A 21187-nucleotide genomic window follows, 5' to 3' on the forward strand; every position below is an offset into this window, starting at 1 on the left:
AGCAGGGACTTGAGCATGATGCTCTCCGATCTGGGGCTGTTCAGCCTTTGAAGTGCCAGGCGTCGAGCACAACACGGCCAAGCGGCGATTCCAGTGTCACGGTGATTGGTGGGTTCTGCGCATCCTCGATCGGGCTCGCCTGAACGGCCGGAAGCTTCAGCACGTCGACCACCTGCGTCGGAACGCCGCGGAGCATCAGATCCTGCAGCGCCAACTCCGTCGGCGCCATATGGGCACACGGATGTTGCCCTTCCCATTGGATCAAGCTGGGCAGCGCGCCTGCGCATTCAGTACCACCGTCGTCGCGGACTGTTATTCGCCACCTCAACAGTCCGTGAGGAGTATCGCGCTGCATTGACAGCACCTCGCCAGGATTGAGGGCGGAGCTGGCAAGGTTCCGGCGCAGCATCTCAATCTCCCGGGTGCGGGCCACTGCGTGCACCAGTCGAGGGCGTTCGCGGACAGCCTCGCGCACCTCGGGGTGGTCGAGTCCGAACCAGCGCGGCCTCCCCGGCGGCGGCGCGTCAGGATCGATCGCGATGACCTCGAGGTAGCAGTCCGGGAAGCTCTCGCTGCTGATGGCAATCACTCGGTTATGTGTACCCATCAACACATGCTTGCCACCACCGGAGGGTTGAACCCCGAACGTGGCCGCGCACCAATTCTCGCCCTGTTCCAGCGAATCGGCGGCGATGACCAGGTGATCGATAGTGGCGTTCACAACTCAACCGTACCGCCCGTGGCATTCGACAGACCGCGCCAATGTTCCTGCTCTAGTAGCCGCTTGCCTCCGCCGACTTGATCATGTCTCCTGCCGGGCTGACCAGATACCAGACGTCCATGACCCCCTGGCCCAAAATATCGCCAGGCGCCTTGTCCTGGGCGAAGTAGTAGATCGGCAGGCCGTTGATGGTGATCTGCTTGGCGCCGTCCGCCGTATTGATGGTGCCGATCTCCCCGGTGACGCCTTCAACTTTCGGTGTGTCAGAGGTGGTGGTAACGGCAGGCCACGCCGCGACACATGCATCCTTGCAGGCACTGGTGTCGGAATCCTTGACGTCCTTCGTGAAGAAGTAGACACTCTTCCCTTCGCCGTCCACCACTATCTGCCCGGCAGTTGAGGAAGCGGTCTTAAGTTCGACGTCGGCTGCCGCAGTAGTGGTGGCACCGGGCGCCGGAGCCGAGGAAACCGTAGGAGGCGCTCCGGTAGTGGGGGCCGTGGTTCCCGGGCTCCCGCCGCAGCCGGCAAGCGCTGCCGCCAGCGCCAGAGCGGAGAAGCCGATGCCCCATTGCTTGTTCATATCTACTCCTTGAGGTGAGTACGGGGTTTGCGTGCGGGGATATTTCTGGTTGGGATACCACGAACCATGGCACTCAGCCGGGGATAACAGGTATGACGCCAAGGGGCGGAGAATGGTTCAAATGAACCAATCACGGCGCTGAAGCGTCGTACGGGGCGGGATAGAAAAGAGGAAGGCACGTGCCGCTTGACGAAGAGGTAGTGGCTGCCATCTATCGGGAACACGGGCAAGCGCTGCGCCGTTTTGTCCTGAACGCGTCTCCTGACCCGCACGGTGTTGATGACATCGTGCAGGAGACAGTGCTCAGGGTGTGGCAGCATGCTCCGCAGATCACAGGCAGCCTTCGCAGCTACCTCTTCCGTACGGCCAGGAACATCATGATTGACAACTACCGCAAGGCCCAAAGGCGCCCCATCGAAGCGACGGAACGCGACGTGGCTGATCCCGCCGAGGCGGTCGAACGCGTCGACGAACTGCTGAACAGGGTTCTCATGGAGGAAGCCCTGCTGCGGTTGAGCGCAGAGCACCGCGATGTCCTGGTGGCTCTGCACTACCGGCGTTTCACGGTCAGCGAAGCCGCCGTTCAGCTCAACGTTCCGCTCGGCACGGTCAAGTCCCGCGCCTACTATGCGGTCAAGGCGCTGAGAACCGTCCTGGATGAAATGGGGGTCGAGAGGTGAGCAGGGATCAGCTCCATCACTTGCTGGGCGCCTACCTCCTGGGCGGCCTTGATGCGGCGGATACCGGCCGTTTCCAGGAACATCTGAACTTTTGTGCAGAGTGCCGCAACGAGCTTGAGGATCTCAAAAGCCTCCCCTCACTGCTGGAGGCGCTTCCGGTCCCGGATGCTGTGGCCCTGACCTGGCACCGCTCCGCAGAGAGTGAAACCCAGGATGTCCGTGCCGTTCCGCCAGCCTTGCTGGATGGACTTGCTATACGTCAGCGGAAAATGCGACGGCGCTGGTCGGCTGTTGTGGGTGCAGTTGCTGCCGCTTGCCTGGCTGTCGGCTTCGTCGCCGCGCCGCTGCTGAATCAGCCGCCCAAGCCAGATGCCAGCTATTCGGTGGAGGCAAGCAGCGGCCTCCAGGTGACCGTTGGGCTTGTCAAGAAAAACTGGGGGACCGAGCTCGCCCTGGAAGGCCGGAGCATGCCCTTGAATGGAACGTTGTCCTTGTGGGTAAAGGACCGTGCCGGCGCTGAGGACCGGGCCTGCGCGTGGACAGCGACGCCCAGCGGCCGAGTCCGTGTCACCGGCGCTACGCCGGTACAGCTGACCAGCATTTCCGAAGTGGAATTACGCAATGATCGCCAGCAGCCTGTAGCCGTTATTTCGGTACCTGACGGTCCACCCTGATTGGTGTTTCTGCAGGCGACAAAGTAGTGCAGGAAGTAGATCAGCGGCATTGCAAATTATCTTGATTACCGTGCTTGGGTTTCTCGGGATGGCGCTTTATTGGGTTGGTGCAGAGCGGTGGTTTCGGAGAGAGCCGTAGCCCGTTGTCATCATGCTCGGGAGGGGGTCGGGTATCCCATATAGAGGCATATGGGATACCCGATCGTCAGGCCCGTTTCAGGTGTGAGGCGCCGGTGGGGAGCTACTTGGACATGGTAGTCGTCATCGTCTTCTTGTCGGCCTCGGATTCCTCGTTCCGTGGGCCGGCGGTGATCACCATTGGTTCACCGGGGATCAGTCCGCGGTCGTCCTTCTGGGCGTCGCCGCCGGTCTTGAGCAAACTCGCGATGGTGGCTACGACGATGGTGCCGGCGATGAAGAGCAGCGAGAGCCAGATGGGAATCTCCGGCACCCAGAGGAGCGGTTCCCCGCCGTTGATAAAGGGGAGCTCGTTGACGTGCAGGGCGTGGAAGACGAGCTTCACGCCGATGAAGGCGAGGATGACGGCCAGCCCTTGGGCAAGGTAGACCAAGCGCTCGAGCAGTCCACCGATGAGGAAGAACAACTGACGCAGACCCATCAGCGCGAACGCGTTGGCGGTGAAGACGATGTACGCCTCGTTGGTCAGGCCGTAGATTGCAGGGATTGAGTCGACGGCGAAGATGAGGTCTACGAAACCGATCGCAATGATTGTGAGCAGCATCGGCGTGACGAAACGCTTCCCGTCCTGCATCACGGTGAGCTTGTCCTGGTGATACTCATCAGTGACAGGCAGGACCCGGCGCACAAGTGTCATGAACTTACCGTCAGCCGGGTTGGACGCATGACTGCTGAATGCTTGCCGGTAGGCCAAAACGAGGAGCAGGGCACCGAAGATGTAGAAGACCCAGGAGAAGTTTTCGATCAGGGTCGCTCCGATCGCGATAAATCCGCCGCGCAGGATCAGGGCGATGATGATCCCGATCATCAGCACCTTCTGCTGGTACTTCTTCGGTACTGCGAATCCGGCCATCACGATGAGGAAAACGAACAGGTTATCGATCGACAGTGCCTTCTCGGTGAGGTAGCCGGCGAAGTACTCGCCGCCGAACGTCCATCCCGAGACCGCGCCGATTCCCACGCCGAACAGTAGTGCGAGTCCGATGTAGAACGCCGACCAGCGCGCCGATTCTGCAATGGACGGTTCGTGGGGTTTGCGGACGTGGGCGAAGAACTCGTAGACGAAGAACAGGATCGTCACGGCGATCGTGATGAACCAGATCAGGGGTGTGACCTGCATGAGGATGCTCCAAAGGGGTAGGCGTTGGACAGAGACGCCAAGGTCTCCTCCGCCCGGATGACACCGGAACCGTCGGCCCGAGATGCGTAAGTGCATCCGTATTGACGGGCCGATCACAGACGGGAGTACTCCCCTTGATGAGAAGATCATAGCCGACCCAAAGCCGTCGTTCTAATCGACAAATGGGGCGCATCACCGCAATCTCTTCACACTGGGCAAAGCTGATCGGCCCTTCAAATCCCGGCCGCGGCTGGCCTGACGCCCCCGCCTCGGACAGGACCCGGCGCCCGTCCGCGTACTCGTATTGATCGGCACAACGGCGTCCGTGATGAAATCACCAGCCTTCAAAGGGAATTCCCCGGTGGTCTTGGAGAACGCAAAGGCCGTTTCCGGATCGAGGCTGATGAACCGCTCTGCGCGTTCTTGTGGCATCCCAGCCGGTGTAATAGTGGTGGGGTGCCGGACCTCGGGAGGAGATCCCGTATGAGGAGCTCGCCCGTCAGGAGTCCACTGCAGCGCGGTGGGGGATGACAACATCATCGGCGGAGCGGCCCGCCGTGGGGAAGAGGATCAGGAGAAGGCCCATCCCGGCTGCCGCTCCCACGAGTTGCGCCAGGACGAAGCCGGGGACCGAGCCCGGCAGAATCCCGGCGAAAGTGTCACTGAACATGCGGCCCACTGTGACTGCCGGGTTCGCGAACGACGTTGAAGAGGTGAACCAGTAGGCGGCCCCGATGTAGGCGCCCACGGCCGGAGCGGCGAGTACGCCGCGGGAGGTTCTGGCCAAGGCGAAAATCAGAAGGATCAGCCCGGCGGTGGCGACGATCTCACCAAGGAGGTGCCCCGGGGTGAGCCGGTCCTTCGTGGAAATAGAGGTCCCGACGTCGAACATCGCGTTAGCCAGGACGCTTCCACTGATTGCGCCGGCAGTCTGGGCCACCACGTAAATGCCCACCTCGGGCAGGCTTAGCCCCGAGCCGCTCCGCCGTCCAAGAACCCAGTCCGCGAGAGAGACCACAGGGTTGAAATGGGCGCCACTGACGGGACCGAATATCAGGATCAGCACGGTCAGGCCGAAAACTGTGGCGGTGCTGTTCTCGAGCAGCTGCAAGCCGATATTGCCCGGCGAGAGTTGTTCGGCAGCGATCCCGGAGCCGACCACAACTGTCACAAGCAGGCTGGTACCGAGGAGTTCCGCGATGGCACGTCGCCATAGAGGGGGCTGGGGAGAATTCATTGGACCAGCTTGACCGAAAGAATTATCTCAGTCAAACTTGAGGCAATGACTATTGACGAAATGGACAAGTTTCGTGAGCGAGTGGCCAAGCATGCCGCACTCGCTGATGCAGCACGGCTGCGCATCGTTGACCTGCTGACTCTTGGGGATCTTTCTCCCACAGAACTGCAGGCCGAGTTGGGGATGCCATCGAACCTGCTGTCCCATCATCTGCGCACTCTTGAGGAGGCGGCCCTTGTGACCCGGCGCCGCTCAGAGGCCGACAGGAGGCGCAGCTACATCCGGCTCACTCCCGGCGCTCTCGAAGGCCTGGTCCCGGGGATTGAGCACGGAGCCCAGCGCGTGGTCTTCGTCTGCACACGAAACAGCGCCAGATCGCAACTGGCCACAGCGCTCTGGCAGCAGATCAGCGAAATCCCATCTACATCTGCCGGAACCCATCCCGCCGGCCGCATTGCACCCGGTGCCATTGAGGTTGCGCGGCGCCACGGTCTCAGCCTTCCGGATACGGCACCGCAGCGGCTTGACCCGCTGGCGGGCGAGGGTGACTTTGTCGTCACTGTCTGCGACAACGCCCATGAAGAGCTGAGTGGACTCGGGGGCGTCCACTGGTCAGTCCCCGATCCTGTGCGGCAAGGAACCCCTGAAGCATTTGAGCATGCCTTCCAGGAGATCGCCCACCGGATAGGCGATCTCGCTCCGCGGGTTCATGCGGCCTGACTTCCGTCCGAAATTCACTTCAATCAGGAGATACACGATGACCACCGAAACAACCAAGAAGCCGTCCGTCCTCTTCGTCTGCGTCCACAACGCCGGCCGCTCGCAGATGGCCGCCGCCTTCCTCACCACCTTGGGCATGGGCGAGATCGAAGTCCGCTCCGCAGGTTCCCAGCCCGCCGACAAGATCAATCCTGCCGCCGTTGAGGCCATGGCCGAGCTCGGCATCGACATGTCTAAGGAGACCCCTAAGGTCCTCACCACCGAGGCCGTCAAGGAATCCGACGTCGTGATCACCATGGGGTGCGGCGATGAATGCCCGTACTTCCCGGGAAAGCGTTACGAGGACTGGGTCCTGGAGGACCCTGCCGGCAAGGGCGTCGAGTCCGTCCGGCCCATCCGCGACGAGATCAAAGGCCGCATTGAGAACCTGATCGAGTCCCTTACGCCCGCAGTCAAGTAACAGTTTCGAGCAGGAGCCTTTCATGAGCGACGCCAAGAACACCGAACAGCTGATCATCATCGGCTCCGGCCCTGCCGGCTACACCGCCGCCATCTACGCGGCGCGGGCCGGGCTGAAGCCGCTCGTTCTGGCGGGATCCGTCACCGCCGGCGGTGCCCTGATGAACACCACCGACGTCGAAAACTTCCCGGGTTTTCCCGATGGGATCCAGGGGCCGGAGCTTATGGACGGGCTGCAGCAGCAGGCCGAACGATTCGGCGCGCAGGTGGTGTTCGACGACGTCACCGAAGTTACGCTGACGGGCCACCTTAAGCGTGTGGTCACAGGCGCCGGCGAGACCCACGAGGCGCCGGCGCTGATCCTCGCCACCGGCTCCGCCTACAAGGAGTTGGGCCTGCCGGAGGAGAAGAAGTTCAGCGGCCACGGCGTCTCCTGGTGCGCCACCTGCGACGGATTCTTCTTCCGCGACCAGGACATCATTGTCGTCGGCGGCGGTGACTCCGCAATGGAGGAAGCCACCTTCCTGACCCGCTTCGGAAAGTCCGTGACCGTCGTCGTCCGCAGGGGCGAGCTGCGTGCATCCCGGATCATGGCCCAGCGGGCAAAGGACAATCCGAAGATCAGATTCGCGTGGAACTCGGCCGTCACAGCCATTCACGGCGACGGAAAAGTCAGCGGCGTGACGCTGAAGGACACCCGCACCGGCGAAACCCGGGAGCAGGCCGCCACCGGCATCTTCGTGGCGATCGGGCACGTACCGCGCACGGAGCTCGTGGCCGGGCAGGTGGAGCTGGACGCCGAGGGCTACATCAAGGTTGATTCGCCCACCACCGTCACCAACCTCTCAGGGGTGTTCGCCTGCGGCGACGCCGTGGACCACCGCTACCGCCAGGCCATCACCGCCGCCGGAACCGGTTGTGCCGCAGCCCTCGACGCCGAACGCTACCTGGCCGCCCTGGACGACGCGGACAGCATCGCCACCGCTCTGGTGGAAGAGCCCACCCACGCCTGAACCGCTGGACAACGGAGTAACCCCGCTACATCTTTCCGAACCTGGCCCGCACCGCCTGGAACACCCCATAACAGGCGAGCCCTATTCCTACAGAAGCCAAAGCGTACACGCCCAGAGGCTGCTCGCGGAGAGCCCGGAGTCCGCCGTCCAAGCCGGTGGACTCCTCCGGCTGCGCCTGCACCGTAGCAATGATGATCAGCAGGCCCACCAGCAGAAGGGCAGCTCCCTTGGCCGCATAACCGGCGATTCCCACGATCTTCACGGCGCGGCGGGCAGGGGCTGATGTGGGCCAACGGAGAAGTTTGGCGAAAGATTGAAGGAACCCCCGGATGGCGTAAACCACACCAGTGACGGCCACGGCTGTTCCCACGAGGATCAGCAGCACCATCCCACCGGGAACCTTCATCACAGCGACAGTCAGATCGCTCGCAGACTCGCCGTTGTCCTGTCGTGCTCCCAGGGCGAAGGAGCCAAGAGTGACGGCGAAGGCAACGAAAACCACAGCCAGGCCGGCCGCCTTCAGTTTCTTCATCAGCTTCTGCCTGCCGGAGAGATGATTAAAGTGGAAGACGGCATCGCCCGTTTGCCAGAGGGCAAGTGCGACGCAAGCTACAAAGCAGCTCCACAGCAGCAGGGGGCCGGCTGGTTGGCTGGACAGCTCTCCGACGGCGCCACTCACGTCTGCCTGGCCCTCTCCGCCGGTTGCCAGACGGATGGCGATGGCGCCTACGAGAAAATGGAGGACACCGCTGACGGCGAACCCGGCACGCGCCACCAGCTCAAGCGCCCGTGAATCACTTGCTTCTTCGGCGGTTGCTGCCGCCTCTCTGAGTTCCTTTTTGATGATCGGCCCCTTGTACTTGACTCAGTTATGTTGATTCCGCGAGAGGCCTGTCACGGGGCTGGTTGCATGTCTGCCTACAACATAGACCGTTCGACGACGTGATGGAACAAGACGCCGGCAGCACTCTCCAGTGCCGCCGGCCCGTCGTCTATTGGATGGCTTAGGGGTGTCCCCAGAATGCGTCCTCTGCCGCGCCGTCCTCTGAGAACAGGCGCACCTCGGCGATTTTTCCGTTTCGGACGGTGAGGAGATCGACACCGGACATGTCCATGGAAACATCCGAGCGCTTGCCGGAGAACTGAACAGGAACGGCAACGTACTCGCCATTGACCATTGCGGGCCCGGTGACGGCGAGCTGGAACGTGCCCTGGCTCGTTTCCATCATCCCGCCGAGCAACGAACCCACGCCATCGAGGCCTGTGTGGTCACCGGAGAAACGGTTCGCACCCGGCTGATGCCACACCACGTCAGGGCTCAGGAGTGCCATGGCCGCGGGTACGTCACCGCGGCCGAGGGCGTCAAAATATGAGGCGGTCACGGCCGCCGGAGTCTGTTCAGTCATCTGGTTCTCCTTCGCTTGGGCTTACCCGCCTATAGTTACAGTCGGTAACCTGTTACATCAACGTAACTAAGGAGCTTGATTCAGTGACTGTCCCGGCTTGGAACGTAATGGTGGCCACGTGCCCCTCCCGGACTTCCCTGGCGAAGATCGCAAACAAGTGGACGGCCATGATCGTCATTGCTCTCAGTGGGGGTCCGTTGAGGTTCGGTGAGCTGCGTCAAGCCGTGGATGGCATCAGCGGTAAGGTACTGGCCGATACGCTGCGGGACCTGGAACGGGACGGGATCGTGGACCGGACATCGTATGACGAGATGCCGCCCCGCGTTGAGTATGAGTTGACCGCTCTCGGCCAAACCCTGCGAGAGCCTCTGACGGCGCTGGGCCTCTGGGCTGAGGAATATATCGAAGATGTGATGTCAGCGCGGGAGTCCTATGACAAGCGCGTCACCCCGGCGGCGTTCAGCTAAGAGTCAGCGCGACGCCGGATCCGGGACGCGGGCGTCGAAGTGGCGCCTGTATTCGGTCGGTGTGGTGGAAAAGGCCGTGGCGAAGTTTTGCCTTAGCGTCACAGCGCTGCCGAAGCCGCAGTCAGCTGCAACCTGATCAACGGATAAGTCTGTGGTTTCAAGCAGGCGCCGGGCCGCATCGAGCCGTCGTGTGCGTATCCAGGCGGATGGCGTTGTCCCTGTTGTCGACCGGAAGGCCCGGACGAAGGTTCGGCGACTCATGTGCGCTTGGGTGGCGAGGCGGTCGATGCTGAGGGGCTCACCCAGACGGCCCAGCGCCCATTCGAGCAAGCGTGCGATCGGGTCATCCGTGGACCGCGGCGGAACTGCGTGTTCGATGTACTGCGCCTGTCCGCCCTCCCTGTGCGGGGCGATGACCAGACTGCGGGCTACCTTGTTTGCCGCATCCGCTCCGAGACGCCCCCGGACGAGATGCAGGCAGGCATCCAGTGCGGAAGCCGTGCCGGCCGACGTCAAAACGTCACCATGATCGATATACAGGACGCTCTGGTCAAGGACCACATCAGCGTGGCGGACAGCAAGCGATTCAAAGGCTCCCCAGTGCGTGACTGCCCGACGCCCGGATAGCAAACCGGCATCTGCGACGGGGATGGCACCAAGACAAAGCCCCACGATTGTCACACCCCGCTGGTGCGCGTTTTGAAGGACCCGCCGCAGTGATTCGCTCGGAGCGCGATCGTTGTCGAACCATGACGGCACGACGACGATGTCCGCGTCTTCCGCTGCTTTGAGGCCCTGGACCTCTCCGAGTTGATAACCCTCTGTTGTTCGAACGTGGCCAGCCTGGTCGGAGAAGAGGACGGTCTTCCATTCAGCCAGTCCCTGACGCGTGACCTCGTCGAAAACCATCTGAGGAACAGCGAGGTGAAACATCGTCACTCCGTCGAAGGCGTACACAGCAATGCGCATCCGTTTTCTCCTTAGGTTGGCCCAAATCCATCGTACATGGGCCTTCGTGCCACTGGTGGTCCTTGCCTCCAGGGCGAAGGATGGAATGGTTGCCATCCGGCGGCCAGCGAATCACTACCGGGAGAACAGACAATGAGCACCCCTCGTCGCGCCCTTATCCTCATCGACGTCCAGCAGCAGTACTTCAGCGGACTCCTCGAGATCCAGTACCCGCCGCACCAGGAGTCCCTGCCGATGATCGCGCGGGCTGTCGACGCGGCCACCGCCGCCGGTATCCCCATTGTGGCCGTACAACACAGTGCGGGTGAGGGCGCTCCGGTCTTCGCACCCGGCACTCCCGAATTCGAACTCCATCCCGAGATTGAAAGCCGCAGAACCGATGCGTGGAAGGACGTCGTGAAGCAGTATGGCTCCGTTTACGCAGGCACTGACCTGGCTGGGTGGCTGCGCCAGGAGGACATCGACACCGTCACGCTCGTTGGGTACATGACCAACAACTGCGTCCTGGCTTCTGCCGTTGAGGCGGAGTCTCTGGGCTTCAACACGGAGGTCCTCTCAGACGCTACCGGGGCTATTAACCTTGCCAATGAAGCAGGTTTCGCCGACGCAAAGACGGTGCACTCGACCCTGCTGACGCTGTTGCATTCAAACTGGGCAGCTGTTGGCACCACCGATGCGTGGATCGCCGCCCTCAACGCCCGGCAGCCTCTGGACAAGAGCGACCTTGGCAGCTCCGCGATAGCCGGGACGGCAACCCTGGCGCGGGCATAACCCCGGCTGGACAATCGAGGCGGGCGGCAGGAACCGTGGAACCCCGGTTCAGTTACGGCTCGAGCCGCCGGTAGCACAGATCGAAAATCAGCCGGCCGGCTTCGTGCGCTTTGTTCTCGAAGCTCGTCCGGATCCTGCCCTCGAACCGCGGTGCCCAGCCGCCGGTTTCGTCGATCCCTTCGTTGGGGCCAGTGTGTTCCGTACTCACCGGGGCCCGGCCTTCTTTGACCGGCGCGCCCCCCACGAGGGATTCGACGCCGGACTGCCACACCTGGGTGAGCGGACTCTGCGGACCGCGGCGCTCGCCGTCGTGCAGGTTCTCGAAATGAGGGGAGCCGGCCATGACGTCACGGACGTGCACCGCGTAGTTTGACCAGTCAGTGGCAATCCTCAACAGCCCACCCGGTTTGAGGGACTTTGCCGCGAGCTCGGCGAATTCGGGCTGGATGAGGCGGCGCTTATGGTGGCGGGACTTGTGCCAAGGGTCGGGGAAGAACACCCAGATCTCGGTGACCGATCCGGGCGGCAACATGGTGGACAACACTTCCGGAGCATTCGCTTCCACAACCCGGACGTTGCTGAGCTTGCGGCTGTTGATCTTGATGATGGTGTTGGCCAGCCCCGGGGTGTAAACCTCTACTGCGAGGAAATCGGTGCCCGGGTTTTCCTCGGCGGCGTGGCACACGGCGTCGCCCAGGCCGGACCCGATCTCCACGATCAGCGGTGCCTTGCGCCCGAACTCCTCCTCGGCGTCGAACACATAGTCAGGGTGCACCGAGGTGTTGGCTACATGCCGGGGGACGTCCAGTGCCCAACGGTCCGCATGCTCTTCCCAGGCCTGCTGACGGCGGCCCTGGAGCCGGGTCCCGCGGCGCACAAAGCTGACCGGCCGGCCGCCGTAGGTGCCGAAGGACGCCTGGGTGCCTGGTGTGACCGGCCGCGGAGTCTGCGGCTGCTGGGGATTTTCTGGGGATTCACTCATCACTTCCAGAATAGTTGAGTCCCGGACCTCTGCTTCCCTCAGGGCTCCCAGCGGCGGGGGCCGCTTCCACTGCCCGTCCCGCCGAGTTCGTCCTGGGGATTCTGCAGCCGGCACGCTTTCAGGCTCAGGCAGCCGCAGCCGATGCACCCGTCCAGGTCGCGACGCAGATGTTCCAGTGCCTCGATCCGCCCGTCGAGTTCGGAGCGCCACAGCTTCGAGAGCCGGGCCCAGTCGCGTTTGGTGGGGGTTCGCGCCTCGGGCAGGGAGTCCAGCGCAGCTCCAATGTCCTTCAGCGGTATCCCCACGCGCTGGGAAACCCGGATGAATGCCACGCGACGGAGGGCATCCCGGCGGTACCGGCGCTGGTTGCCAGACGTCCGGACAGACGAGATAAGGCCGTTGCGTTCGTAGAAATGGAGGGCCGACGGCGCCACTCCGCTCCGCTCGGCCAACTCGCCTATCGATAGAACATGGTGCGTTCCGCCCGGTACCTGTGGCATGCTTCCCCTTTAGCCTTCCGTTGTCCCGGACCGACAAAAACAAATACGCACCACGAAAACCGACGCCGGACCGAACCTTGACCTCAACCTTAGTTGAGGTCCTACGGTAACGTTCATGACTACCGATCAGGCCGTACCCGTGCAAAGTTCCGCCCCTCCCACCTTGGCCGCCGGCGCCGGAATCTTCCATCGCCCCTACCTGCTGGTAACGGTGGGTGCTTGCGCCCTCGTCTTCCTCGGCGCCTTCGAGTCGCTCGCAGTGACCACCATCATGCCGCTGGTGAGCCGCGAACTTGATGGGGCCTCGCTGTACGCGCTGGCCTTCGCGGGTCCGCTGGCCACCGGGGTCATCGGCATGGTGGCTGCAGGAAACTGGTCCGACCGCCGCGGCCCTGTGGGTCCCTTGTACACCTCGGTAGTGATGTTTGTCTTTGGGCTCCTGATAGCAGGGACTGCCGGGACCATGGGCATCCTGGTTGTGGGCAGACTTGTTCAAGGACTGGGCGGCGGCGCCATGACGGTGGCCCTGTACGTGGTGGTGGCACGGGTATACCCGCCTGTGCTGCACCCCAAAATTTTCGCCGGTTTCGCTGCAGCCTGGGTGATCCCGTCCCTCATCGGACCGTTTGCCGCCGGGATCGTGGCCCAGGCCACCAGCTGGCACTGGGTGTTCCTGGGCGTGGTTGGACTGGTCGTCCCGGCACTCCTCATGATTGTTCCGGCCCTCCGCGGCCTGCACGGACCATCCGCGGCCGCGCAGGAAGGGTCGGAAAAGCCATGGGCGTACGGACGGCTCGCCTGGGCCGGTCTTGCTGCCGTCGCCGTCCTGGGCATGAACCTTGGATCCGGAGTTCCCGCGGTAGGCGGAGGCCTGGCAGTGGCCGCCGTCGTGATTGCGTTGCTCGCCGTACGCCCGCTGGTTCCACGTGGAACGCTCACCGCACGGCCAGGCCTGCCGAGTGTCATCCTCAGCCGCGGCCTGGTCTCCGCGGCGTTCTTCGGCGCCGAGGTTTACCTGCCGTATCTACTGGTGGAGCAGTACGAGTTTTCTCCCACATTCGCCGGGCTCACCCTGACGGGCGGTGCCCTCGCGTGGGCTGGCGCTTCGGCTGTGCAGGGACGGCTCGGCGGCCGGCTCGAGAACCAGATGGCCGTGCGGATCGGATCCCTGCTGGTGTTGGGAGCAGTTGCAATGGCGCTGGTGACAACCGTCTTCAGCTGGCCTGCCGCCGTCGCGATCATCGGTTGGGTTTTCGCCGGGGCCGGCATGGGCCTGATGTACCCGCGGCTGAGCGTTATGACGCTGGCGCTGTCAACACCGGATAACGAAGGCTTCAACAGCTCGGCCATGTCCATCTCGGATTCCCTCGGCGGGGCCCTCGCTCTCGCCACTACCGGGATTATCTTCACCGCCCTGACGACGGCGGGAGCTTCCTTCGCCGGCGTCTTTGCCCTGACTGTGGTCATCGCCGTCGCCGCGGTGTTCATTGCCCCACGCGTGCAGGCACGAGCTGTTCAGGCAGGTCAGGAACCCACAGTGCAGGCTCCTGGAGTGCAGGCTCCTAAAGCTGAGGCCGCTAGCCGCGATCAAGCCTCATAGCGCGGAGCACGGCGTCGGCTACTATTATTTGCTGGCCGTCTGGTCCTTTGGCATGGCGCACGCGAGAATCCATCGCTTCCACTTTCCAGCCGGGGGATCCGATTCCCAGTTCATAAGAGGCCTGTTCAGCGGTGAAAAACTTGTCGGGGGAGTGGTGGCTTCCCCCGGGCGGCAGCCGGTCCGGATGGTGGCCCACGATCAGCAGCGTCCCGCCAGGGCGTACCGCTGAGACCGCCGGGTGGAGGGCGTCCTGCCAGGCCATAACGTCCGAATGCAGGAACTGGGCGCTGACCAGGTCGTAGTCTTGCTCCGGGATCCAGTCGGCGAGGTCCTGCCTGATCCACTCAATCCGGCAGCCGGCGTCGGCCGCGTGGGCAGCCGCCCGTTCAAGGGCGACGGCGGAAACGTCCACACCGGTAACACTCCAGCCGTGCTGGGCGAGCCAAATGGCATCGGCTCCTTCGCCGCAGCCCAGGTCAAGGGCACTGCCGGGAGCAAGCCCGGAAGCCTCAGCAATCAGCTGCGCGTTGGGCTGGCCACTCCACACCTTGGGCCGGCTGCTGTACAAGGCGTCCCATACTTCGGCGTTGTCGGCCGTGTTGCTGCCACCGCCGGCGTCGTCCGCTGACTGCCCGTGCTGCTCGGAGTGTCCGGGGTGGTTGTGATGCGGATCCGTGGCGTCCTTCATGGCACCACCCTGCCACAGAACCTTGATCAAATCATGAGCCGGCCAGGGAGCCATTCCCGTGGCCCGGATTGGTAAAATCTGCCATGGGTTGGTTTGTGCTCATCATCCTGTTAGCGCCTCTGATCTTCGGCGCCCTTGCCCTCTTCTTCGCCGGCCTGGCCGCGCTTGCTGTCCTCTGGGGCGCCTGCAATCTGATGGTCTGGATCCTCGGAATGTGGGAGGCGAGACACCCGACGCTAACGGCATCCAAGCCCAGGCACATGGGATCCGAGATCCCCGCCCGGCCCCCGTATCAGTACAGCGCCCGGACCGAAGCTCTGCACCCACCTGAGGCCAGAGCATGTGCCGAGGCCGAGGCCGAGGCCGAAGCCCAAGCCAGAGTTCTCTCCAGAGCCGAAGCCCAAGCCAGAGTTCTCTCCAGAGCCGAAGCCCACTACAGCGCCCGGGCCGGTGCTAAGCGGGCAGCCCGGTTACGGGCTCAGGCCCCGGGTCAGGTGCCGGCCCCGCACCGGGTTGCAGCTCCCACCCCAACCTGGGTTGCAGCCCCGGCGCAGCTTCGCGCTCATGTTCCGGCTCCGGCCCCAACGCAGGCCACGTCCGAAATATGGCCAAAGTGGAGCTCCTCACACCGGCGGTATATGGACGGTGAGTTGGCGCACTGGCAGGAGCAATTCGATGCCTTGAACTCCAGCGTCCGTCCTAACGCTAAATCCAGTTCCAATCCCAAATCCAAGGCTTCAGGCGCCAAGTGACAGCATCCCCGTGAGTGTTCGCAGCGCCAAGCTCACAGCGCCAATTGCCCCCGGGCGGGGATCCTCACTCCAGTTGCAGCATGATGTTCTTGTCGGCGTCTACAAAAACCGGGTAGGTCTGCAGCGGCGGGGCTCCGGTGGTGGAACATCCAGTATCCAGAGCGAACGCGTGCTGGTGGAGGGGGCACAAGACCTCCCGCTGGTCGATGGTGCCGTCAGCGATGGGGCCGCCCCGATGCGGGCAGACGGCAGAGACAGCCCGTAGGGAACCGTCCCGTAGACGGAACACAGCAATTTGCTGGCTGTTGACGCCGAAGGACCGGCCTTCCCCGACCGGCACCTGCTCAAGTGGTCCCAGCCTGTGCAGCTCCCCGCTTGACGTATCGGCACTCATCGGACCGGCACCTGGGGGAGGACCTCAAGCGGAAGCGAGGTACGGAACTGCCCGGGAGTGAAGGGGTCGCCGCGTTCAGTCCAAGGGTCAACGTAGTTGTCGATGGACGCCTGCATGGCCGCATCCAGCTGGGCTCCCAGCCCCTCAGCGTCATCAACAATCACGGAGCGGAGGTGCTCGATGCCCACACGGGGAACAAATGAATACGTCCGCTCAAGCCAGTTGGCCCGCTCCCGGTAGTACTGCATAAAGCGGCCCGTCAAGAGCTTCACAGCCTCAGGACTGTCCACTGTGGCCAGCAGATCTCCCCTACGGATGTGAGCGCCCGCAGCGCCGCCGATATAGATTTCCCAGCGGCCGCCGTCGACCGCCACCACGCCGACGTCCTTGACCAAGGACTCTGCGCAGTTCCGCGGGCAGCCGGAGACTGCCAGTTTCAGCTTCGCGGGGGACTCGATCCCCTGGAACCTGGATTCGATCTCGATGCCAAGCTTGGTTGAGTCGCCGGTTCCGTAGCGGCAGAAATCCTTCCCCACGCACGTCTTCACGGTGCGGAAGCTCTTGCCGTACGCGTAACCGGAGGGCATGTCCAGGTCAGCCCAGACTTTCGGGAGGTCCTCTTTCCGGATCCCCAGGAGGTCGATCCGCTGCCCACCGGTCAGCTTCACCATCGGAACGCTGTACTTGTCCGCGACGTCGGCAATCCGGCGGAGCTGGTCCGGCGTCGTAACCCCGCCTTTCATTTGGGGCACCACCGAGAAGGTGCCGTCGCGCTGAATGTTGGCGTGGACGCGGTCGTTGATGAACCGGGCATCACGCTCGTCGATGTACTGGTCTGCCCACATCATTTTCAGCAGCGACGCCAGGCCCATCTTCGACTTCGCGTCCTCCGCACCGCCCGGGGCCAGCGCAGCAAAGACCGCGGAGACGGAGCGGAGCCCCTGCTGCCGGATGGCCTTCATCAGCGCGGCCTTCTCCAGGGGCACCCCCGGCACGTAATAGCCGGAAGCGGGATCCTCCGCCACGGCGCCGTCAGCGGCCCATTCCACCACCTGCCGCACCAGCAGCTTGCACGAGCCGCAGCCCTTTCCGGCCCGCGTGGCATCCATAACGCCTGCTACGGTGTTGCAGCCTCCCTTGACGGTTTCCACGATCGCTTTCTTGCTGACGCCGTTGCAGTTGCAGACCTGGGCGTCCGGATCTAGCTCAGCCACACCCGCTTCCTCACCGGGGCCGCCAATATCGAAGAGCAGGGACACCCGTTCCTCCGGCAGCGGCAGCCCACGGTCGAACGCCTGTGTCAGGTAGGCCACCTTGCGGCTGTCTCCCAGGAGCGTCGCGCCCACAATCTTGCTGTCCCGGATCACTATGGACTTGAAAACACCGCGGCTGGGCTCCGAGAAAACAACGTGCTCGTCAGTGTCACGTTCCGGGGCCTGCAGCCCCATGGAGGCGACGTCGACGCCGGCCACCTTGAGTTTGGTGGCGGTCCTGGAACCGAGATAAGCCGACGACGGATCAGCTCCCGTTACGTGGTCGGCCAGCACGGCGGCCTGCTCCCACACTGGTGCCACCAGCCCGTACACTTCGCCGCGGTGCTGGACACACTCGCCCACGGCATAGATCTCGTCCTCGTCCGGTACCCGCATCTGGTCATCAACAACAATCGCGCGCTCCACCGGCAGCCCGCTGGTGACGGCGACGTCGACGTTGGGCCGGATCCCAGCAGCAACTACCACCATGTCGCACGCGATGTCCGGCTTATCCCGGAGCTGGACGCCCTGCACCTTGTCCGTTCCCAGGATTGCTGTTGTCCGGCTGCTGGTGTGGACTTTGATTCCGAGGGCCTCGACGCTGCGCCGCAGGACGGCGCCTCCGTCCGGACCCATCTGCGTATTCAGCAGGTGCCCGCCCGAGTGAACCACTTCGACGTCGATACCGTGGCTTTGAAGACCGCGTGCGGCTTCCAGGCCCAGCAGGCCGCCGCCGATCACAACGGCACGGTGATGATGGTCCTGTTGGGCGTACGCCACCATGTTCTGGGTGTCGTCGATGGTGCGGAAAGCGAAGATCCCTGGGCGCAGGAGTCCGCCCGCGGTGTACAGCCCGTCCACTGCGGGCATGAACGAACGGCTGCCCGTGGCAATGATCAGGACGTCGTAGGGGGTTGCCCTCCCGTCGTCGGAAAATACCAGCTTGGCGAAGCGGTCGATCCTCTCCACCCGGATTCCTGCGTGAAGGGTGATGTTGTTTTCCTGGTACCAGGCCAGGGAGTTGAGAAAGATGTCACCGGCATCCTCGTCGCCGGACAGAACGTGGCTGAGCATGATGCGGTTGTAGTTGCCGTAGGGTTCGTCGCCGAACATGGTGATCCTGTGCTGGGCGCCCCCGCCGCGGGCCAGGATCTCCTCCACGGCGCGGGCTCCGGCCATGCCGTTGCCGATCACCACAAGCCGGCGGCGGGAGTCCTTGGTTACAGACCGGGCGGTCCTGCTGGCCATGGCAGTCATCAGTGCTCCACCATGCCCAGGTCCACCACCACTGAGCCAGTGACACCTGTATCCGCCAGCAGCCTCAACTCGATCAGCGAACCGCCGTCGATGTCCTCTACTACGCGCAGGGGTACATGCACGTCGCCTTTTGCTCCGATCGGGAAGTACCGCAAGGGGATGCCGTCCCTCATAAGTGCCACGGTGATCAGCTCGGGAGAGGAGTTGCCACCGCGGAAGTAGAGAATCTGGTTGATGACCCCGTCGGGAACGAAGTGGGAGAGCTGGCTGTGAATGGGGACGGGTTTATCCAACCCGGCTCCCACAAAGGGGAAAATGCCTTGGAGGAAGAGGTTCTTCAGATTCATGGGCAGACCCTTTCGGCAAGTGGTGCACTTATCCCGGCATAGGGCCATCCTGCGCTCGCCGTGTTACAGCCTTCTGCGGGCTGTGTAATTTCCGCTTAACACCTTTCTCACCACAGCATCTACTGCTACCCAGTTGGAGGAGCGGAAGCGGTGGCGATGCAGGGTAAGGTCCAGCCAGATGCTAAGCTGGTGGAACTTGATGTGCAGTGATGCCCACTTTTGAACCGGTTCATCAACCGGTTCCCCGAAGGATTTATCCGGAAGGGAGTGGGTTTTTTCATGTGAGAGGCACATCCTGCGTCGATGAACGCGTTCTATTTGGTCCCGACTTCCGCCCTTGCAATATGGCAGCAGCCTGGTTGATCACCTGACTTTTCTTCGGCGAACCCCTGAGCCAACCGGCGTTGGGGGCCGATATCCGCATGGATACCGCCTGAAAGACCTTTGAAACACATGACTACTTTCGCTGCCCTCGGCACGCCCAAGGCACTCGCCGACACCCTGACAGCCCAGGGGATCGTGGAACCGTTCCCCATCCAGGTCAAGACCCTTCCGGACACCCTGGCCGGACGCGACGTCCTTGGCCGCGGCCGCACCGGATCCGGCAAGACCATTGCCTTCGCTATCCCGCTTGTAGCAAGACTCGCTGAGCGGGAAGCCAAGCACTTCCGCAAGCCCGGCCGCCCCATGGGCCTGGTTCTTGCACCCACCCGTGAGCTGGCCACCCAGATCAACGCAACCATCGAGCCGCTTGCCAAGGCTGCCGGGCTGAACACCACCGTGATCTATGGCGGCATCTCCCAGGCGCGCCAGGAGAAGGCACTCCGCGCCGGCGTCGACATCGTCATCGCCTGCCCCGGACGCCTCGAGGACCTGATCCGCCAGCGCATCCTGACCCTTGAAGCCGTCGAGATCACCGTGCTGGACGAGGCCGACCATATGGCTGACCTCGGCTTCCTGCCCGTCGTGAAGAAGCTCATGGACATGACCCCGAGCCAGGGCCAGCGCCTGCTGTTCTCGGCCACGCTGGACAACGGTGTGGACAAGATCGTCCAGCGTTACCTGTCCAACCCGCTGACGCACTCCGTTGACGATCCGCAGGCCGCCGTGACCACCATGGAGCACCACGTGCTGGTGGTCAACGACCAGACCGTCAAGAAGCAGCTGATCGTTGAGCTCGCCTCGGGATCCGGCCGCCGCGTCCTCTTCATGCGCACCAAGCACCACGCCCGCAAGCTTGCCAAGACCCTGACCGACGCCGGGATCCCCGCCGTCGATCTTCACGGCAACCTTTCGCAGAACGCCCGTGACCGCAACCTCGCCGAGTTCTCCAACGGCGACGTCCGCGTCCTGGTGGCCACCGACGTCGCCGCCCGCGGTGTCCACGTGGACGACGTCGAACTGGTCATCCACGTTGACCCGCCCACCGAGCACAAGGCGTACCTGCACCGTTCAGGCCGTACGGCCCGCGCGGGTTCGGACGGAACTGTGGTCACGCTGACCCTGCCCGAGCAGCAGTCGGACGTCAAGAAGCTGATGAAGGCTGCCGGCGTCGAGGTTAACTTCGAGCGCGTCACCGCCAACTCACCCCTGGTTGCTGAACTGGTGGGCGAAATGGCCGACAAGATCGATCCCCGCACCCGCGCAGCTCTCCTTGCTGCCAAGGCGCAGCAGCAGGGCGGCGGCACCTCCACCGGTGCCAACGCCGAGCGCAAGCGCGCCCGCCGATCCGCCCAGGGTTCTCCCACCGCCGGTGGCCGTGGTGGACGTGGCGGACGCGGACGCGTTTCAGCTGAGGCGCCCCGCACCGACCTGCCCCGCGCCGAGCGTCGTGCTGTGGCCTACGAAGGCCAGGCCGCTGCCCGCAATGCTGCAGAGCGCGTCACCGAGCGCAACGAGGACCGCCTGGATGCCGAGCGCGCTGCCCGTCGCAGCGCCCGCACCCGGACGTCTGCGTACAACTCTCACCGCAATGACGTTCCCGCGGCAGGTGGCCGTGCAGCGGCTGGCCGCGGATCGGACGGACGCGCTGCTGATACCCGTGGCGGCGCAGCCCGCTCCGGCGCAACAGGTGGCCAGCGTGGCGGACGTCCGGCAACCGGCCAGCGTGCCGCAGGAACGGGTCAGCGTGCCGCTGCCGGCGCCAAGTCGGGCGGAAACGCTGCCGTCTGGTCCTCGAACACCGGTGGCACCTCCGGCGGATCCTACTCGGGTGGCGGCAACGGCGGCTCCAAGTCCGGCGGCAACGGCGGCTCAGGCCGTCCGGCGCGCAGCGGCCCCCGTCGCGCCTCCGCTCCGGCATCGAACGAACGCCGCGGCCGCTAAGGCCCTTGGCTTTACGGATATCCGCGGACAGAATCGGACGGCCGCACCCTGGATCCAGGGTGCGGCCGTCCTTT

Annotated in this window: 23 protein-coding genes and 1 pseudogene; 10 read left to right on the forward strand and 14 right to left on the reverse strand. The window is 63.7% G+C overall.

The window, feature by feature from the left end:
• Positions 1-40: 40 nt before the first annotated feature.
• Together M1E05_RS02800 and M1E05_RS02805 are read right to left on the reverse strand one after the other, a co-directional pair.
• A complete protein-coding gene (locus M1E05_RS02800; RefSeq protein ID WP_458112291.1) occupies positions 41-721 on the reverse strand; it encodes a VOC family protein in 681 nt (226 codons plus the stop codon).
• 52 nt (positions 722-773) lie between these two features.
• Positions 774-1301 (reverse strand): COG4315 family predicted lipoprotein, encoded by a 528-nt coding sequence (locus tag M1E05_RS02805; protein WP_458112290.1) that lies wholly within the window; start codon positions 1299-1301, stop codon positions 774-776.
• Between the two features lie 179 nt (positions 1302-1480).
• On the opposite strand from M1E05_RS02805, the gene M1E05_RS02810 reads away from it, so the two are divergent.
• Both M1E05_RS02810 and M1E05_RS02815 read left to right on the forward strand, forming a co-directional pair.
• The gene (locus M1E05_RS02810) at positions 1481-1981 is read left to right on the forward strand and encodes a sigma-70 family RNA polymerase sigma factor (RefSeq protein ID WP_458112289.1); all 501 of its coding nucleotides are present in this window, start codon (positions 1481-1483) and stop codon (positions 1979-1981) included.
• The gene (locus M1E05_RS02815) at positions 1978-2655 is read left to right on the forward strand and encodes an anti-sigma factor family protein (protein ID WP_461164364.1); all 678 of its coding nucleotides are present in this window, start codon (positions 1978-1980) and stop codon (positions 2653-2655) included. Before M1E05_RS02810 ends, M1E05_RS02815 begins: the two co-directional genes overlap by 4 nt.
• Before the next feature lie 241 nt (positions 2656-2896).
• On the opposite strand, the gene M1E05_RS02820 is transcribed toward M1E05_RS02815, so the two are convergent.
• Together M1E05_RS02820 and M1E05_RS02825 are read right to left on the reverse strand one after the other, a co-directional pair.
• Positions 2897-3973 (reverse strand): TerC family protein, encoded by a 1077-nt coding sequence (locus M1E05_RS02820; protein ID WP_461164365.1) that lies wholly within the window; start codon positions 3971-3973, stop codon positions 2897-2899.
• A 499-nt stretch (positions 3974-4472) separates the two neighbouring features.
• The gene (locus M1E05_RS02825; RefSeq protein ID WP_458112286.1) at positions 4473-5210 is read right to left on the reverse strand and encodes an aquaporin; all 738 of its coding nucleotides are present in this window, start codon (positions 5208-5210) and stop codon (positions 4473-4475) included.
• Between the two features lie 45 nt (positions 5211-5255).
• On the opposite strand from M1E05_RS02825, the gene M1E05_RS02830 reads away from it, so the two are divergent.
• From M1E05_RS02830 to trxB, 3 genes are read left to right on the forward strand one after another with little or no spacing between them, the layout of a single operon-like run.
• Positions 5256-5930, forward strand: coding sequence for an arsenate reductase/protein-tyrosine-phosphatase family protein (locus M1E05_RS02830; protein ID WP_458112285.1), 675 nt, complete (start codon positions 5256-5258; stop codon positions 5928-5930).
• Between the two features lie 37 nt (positions 5931-5967).
• The gene (locus tag M1E05_RS02835; RefSeq protein WP_461164366.1) at positions 5968-6390 is read left to right on the forward strand and encodes an arsenate reductase ArsC; all 423 of its coding nucleotides are present in this window, start codon (positions 5968-5970) and stop codon (positions 6388-6390) included.
• 22 nt (positions 6391-6412) lie between these two features.
• Positions 6413-7402 carry a thioredoxin-disulfide reductase gene (gene trxB / locus M1E05_RS02840; protein WP_458112283.1) on the forward strand — a complete coding sequence of 330 codons (990 nt, stop codon included), beginning with the start codon at positions 6413-6415 and terminating at the stop codon, positions 7400-7402.
• 25 nt (positions 7403-7427) lie between these two features.
• On the opposite strand, the gene M1E05_RS02845 is transcribed toward trxB, so the two are convergent.
• The 3 genes and pseudogenes from M1E05_RS02845 to M1E05_RS02855 all read right to left on the reverse strand — a co-directional run bounded on the left by M1E05_RS02845 (position 7428) and on the right by M1E05_RS02855 (position 8808).
• Complete coding sequence (locus M1E05_RS02845) at positions 7428-7934, reverse strand: DUF1206 domain-containing protein (RefSeq protein WP_458114576.1); 507 nt, start codon at positions 7932-7934, stop codon at positions 7428-7430.
• A 93-nt stretch (positions 7935-8027) separates the two neighbouring features.
• Positions 8028-8177 (reverse strand): annotated as a pseudogene (locus M1E05_RS02850) (DUF1206 domain-containing protein); the annotation flags it as partial.
• A 229-nt stretch (positions 8178-8406) separates the two neighbouring features.
• Positions 8407-8808: a nuclear transport factor 2 family protein gene (locus M1E05_RS02855; protein WP_458112282.1), complete on the reverse strand. Its 402-nt coding sequence runs from the start codon at positions 8806-8808 to the stop codon at positions 8407-8409.
• Positions 8809-8891: 83 nt separating this feature from the next.
• Here M1E05_RS02855 and M1E05_RS02860 point away from each other — a divergent pair, with 83 nt between their 5' ends.
• Positions 8892-9275: a winged helix-turn-helix transcriptional regulator gene (locus M1E05_RS02860; RefSeq protein ID WP_458112281.1), complete on the forward strand. Its 384-nt coding sequence runs from the start codon at positions 8892-8894 to the stop codon at positions 9273-9275.
• Positions 9276-9278: 3 nt separating this feature from the next.
• Here the strand turns inward: M1E05_RS02860 and M1E05_RS02865 are convergent, their stop codons facing one another.
• Entirely contained in the window at positions 9279-10244 is a 966-nt protein-coding gene (locus M1E05_RS02865; protein WP_461164367.1) for a GlxA family transcriptional regulator, read from the reverse strand.
• A 132-nt stretch (positions 10245-10376) separates the two neighbouring features.
• On the opposite strand from M1E05_RS02865, the gene M1E05_RS02870 reads away from it, so the two are divergent.
• Complete coding sequence (locus M1E05_RS02870) at positions 10377-11015, forward strand: isochorismatase family protein (RefSeq protein WP_461164368.1); 639 nt, start codon at positions 10377-10379, stop codon at positions 11013-11015.
• Positions 11016-11067: 52 nt separating this feature from the next.
• Here M1E05_RS02870 and trmB read toward each other — a convergent pair whose 3' ends face one another.
• Together trmB and soxR are read right to left on the reverse strand one after the other, a co-directional pair.
• The gene (trmB, locus tag M1E05_RS02875; protein ID WP_458112278.1) at positions 11068-11997 is read right to left on the reverse strand and encodes a tRNA (guanosine(46)-N7)-methyltransferase TrmB; all 930 of its coding nucleotides are present in this window, start codon (positions 11995-11997) and stop codon (positions 11068-11070) included.
• 38 nt (positions 11998-12035) lie between these two features.
• Entirely contained in the window at positions 12036-12497 is a 462-nt protein-coding gene (soxR, locus tag M1E05_RS02880) for a redox-sensitive transcriptional activator SoxR (RefSeq protein WP_309106343.1), read from the reverse strand.
• 115 nt (positions 12498-12612) lie between these two features.
• On the opposite strand from soxR, the gene M1E05_RS02885 reads away from it, so the two are divergent.
• Complete coding sequence (locus M1E05_RS02885) at positions 12613-14097, forward strand: MFS transporter (RefSeq protein WP_461164369.1); 1485 nt, start codon at positions 12613-12615, stop codon at positions 14095-14097.
• Here M1E05_RS02885 and M1E05_RS02890 read toward each other — a convergent pair.
• Positions 14075-14785, reverse strand: a complete 711-nt coding sequence (locus M1E05_RS02890) for an SAM-dependent methyltransferase (RefSeq protein WP_461164370.1) — start codon at positions 14783-14785, stop codon at positions 14075-14077. The two genes, M1E05_RS02885 and M1E05_RS02890, sit on opposite strands and share 23 nt — an antisense overlap.
• An 83-nt stretch (positions 14786-14868) precedes the next feature.
• On the opposite strand from M1E05_RS02890, the gene M1E05_RS02895 reads away from it, so the two are divergent.
• Positions 14869-15537: a hypothetical protein gene (locus tag M1E05_RS02895; protein WP_461164371.1), complete on the forward strand. Its 669-nt coding sequence runs from the start codon at positions 14869-14871 to the stop codon at positions 15535-15537.
• Positions 15538-15601: 64 nt separating this feature from the next.
• Here M1E05_RS02895 and M1E05_RS02900 read toward each other — a convergent pair whose 3' ends face one another.
• From M1E05_RS02900 to M1E05_RS02910, 3 genes are read right to left on the reverse strand one after another with little or no spacing between them, the layout of a single operon-like run.
• Positions 15602-15931, reverse strand: coding sequence for a Rieske (2Fe-2S) protein (locus M1E05_RS02900; protein ID WP_461164372.1), 330 nt, complete (start codon positions 15929-15931; stop codon positions 15602-15604).
• A complete protein-coding gene (gene nirB, locus M1E05_RS02905) occupies positions 15928-18441 on the reverse strand; it encodes a nitrite reductase large subunit NirB (RefSeq protein WP_461164373.1) in 2514 nt (837 codons plus the stop codon). Before nirB ends, M1E05_RS02900 begins: the two co-directional genes overlap by 4 nt.
• The gene (locus M1E05_RS02910; RefSeq protein WP_309107313.1) at positions 18441-18788 is read right to left on the reverse strand and encodes a molybdopterin oxidoreductase; all 348 of its coding nucleotides are present in this window, start codon (positions 18786-18788) and stop codon (positions 18441-18443) included. Before M1E05_RS02910 ends, nirB begins: the two co-directional genes overlap by 1 nt.
• 453 nt (positions 18789-19241) lie before the next feature.
• Here M1E05_RS02910 and M1E05_RS02915 point away from each other — a divergent pair, with 453 nt between their 5' ends.
• Positions 19242-21113, forward strand: coding sequence for a DEAD/DEAH box helicase (locus M1E05_RS02915; protein WP_461164374.1), 1872 nt, complete (start codon positions 19242-19244; stop codon positions 21111-21113).
• Positions 21114-21187: the final 74 nt, after the last annotated feature.

The organism is Arthrobacter sp. R4-81 (genome assembly GCF_054792365.1).

Bases quoted from the DNA above. Each gene is read 5' to 3' on its own strand.
- M1E05_RS02805 (WP_458112290.1), bottom strand. From the start codon at position 1,301: ATGAACAAGCAATGGGGCATCGGCTTCTCCGCTCTGGCGCTGGCGGCA.
- M1E05_RS02820 (WP_461164365.1), bottom strand. From the start codon at position 3,973: ATGCAGGTCACACCCCTGATCTGGTTCATCACGATCGCCGTGACGATC.
- M1E05_RS02825 (WP_458112286.1), bottom strand. From the start codon at position 5,210: ATGAATTCTCCCCAGCCCCCTCTATGGCGACGTGCCATCGCGGAACTC.
- M1E05_RS02830 (WP_458112285.1), top strand. From the start codon at position 5,256: ATGACTATTGACGAAATGGACAAGTTTCGTGAGCGAGTGGCCAAGCAT.
- M1E05_RS02835 (WP_461164366.1), top strand. From the start codon at position 5,968: ATGACCACCGAAACAACCAAGAAGCCGTCCGTCCTCTTCGTCTGCGTC.
- trxB (WP_458112283.1), top strand. From the start codon at position 6,413: ATGAGCGACGCCAAGAACACCGAACAGCTGATCATCATCGGCTCCGGC.
- M1E05_RS02845 (WP_458114576.1), bottom strand. From the start codon at position 7,934: ATGAAGAAACTGAAGGCGGCCGGCCTGGCTGTGGTTTTCGTTGCCTTC.
- M1E05_RS02855 (WP_458112282.1), bottom strand. From the start codon at position 8,808: ATGACTGAACAGACTCCGGCGGCCGTGACCGCCTCATATTTTGACGCC.
- M1E05_RS02865 (WP_461164367.1), bottom strand. From the start codon at position 10,244: ATGCGCATTGCTGTGTACGCCTTCGACGGAGTGACGATGTTTCACCTC.
- M1E05_RS02870 (WP_461164368.1), top strand. From the start codon at position 10,377: ATGAGCACCCCTCGTCGCGCCCTTATCCTCATCGACGTCCAGCAGCAG.
- trmB (WP_458112278.1), bottom strand. From the start codon at position 11,997: ATGAGTGAATCCCCAGAAAATCCCCAGCAGCCGCAGACTCCGCGGCCG.
- soxR (WP_309106343.1), bottom strand. From the start codon at position 12,497: ATGCCACAGGTACCGGGCGGAACGCACCATGTTCTATCGATAGGCGAG.
- M1E05_RS02885 (WP_461164369.1), top strand. From the start codon at position 12,613: ATGACTACCGATCAGGCCGTACCCGTGCAAAGTTCCGCCCCTCCCACC.
- M1E05_RS02890 (WP_461164370.1), bottom strand. From the start codon at position 14,785: ATGAAGGACGCCACGGATCCGCATCACAACCACCCCGGACACTCCGAG.
- M1E05_RS02895 (WP_461164371.1), top strand. From the start codon at position 14,869: ATGGGTTGGTTTGTGCTCATCATCCTGTTAGCGCCTCTGATCTTCGGC.
- M1E05_RS02900 (WP_461164372.1), bottom strand. From the start codon at position 15,931: ATGAGTGCCGATACGTCAAGCGGGGAGCTGCACAGGCTGGGACCACTT.
- nirB (WP_461164373.1), bottom strand. From the start codon at position 18,441: ATGACTGCCATGGCCAGCAGGACCGCCCGGTCTGTAACCAAGGACTCC.
- M1E05_RS02910 (WP_309107313.1), bottom strand. From the start codon at position 18,788: ATGAATCTGAAGAACCTCTTCCTCCAAGGCATTTTCCCCTTTGTGGGA.
- M1E05_RS02915 (WP_461164374.1), top strand. From the start codon at position 19,242: ATGACTACTTTCGCTGCCCTCGGCACGCCCAAGGCACTCGCCGACACC.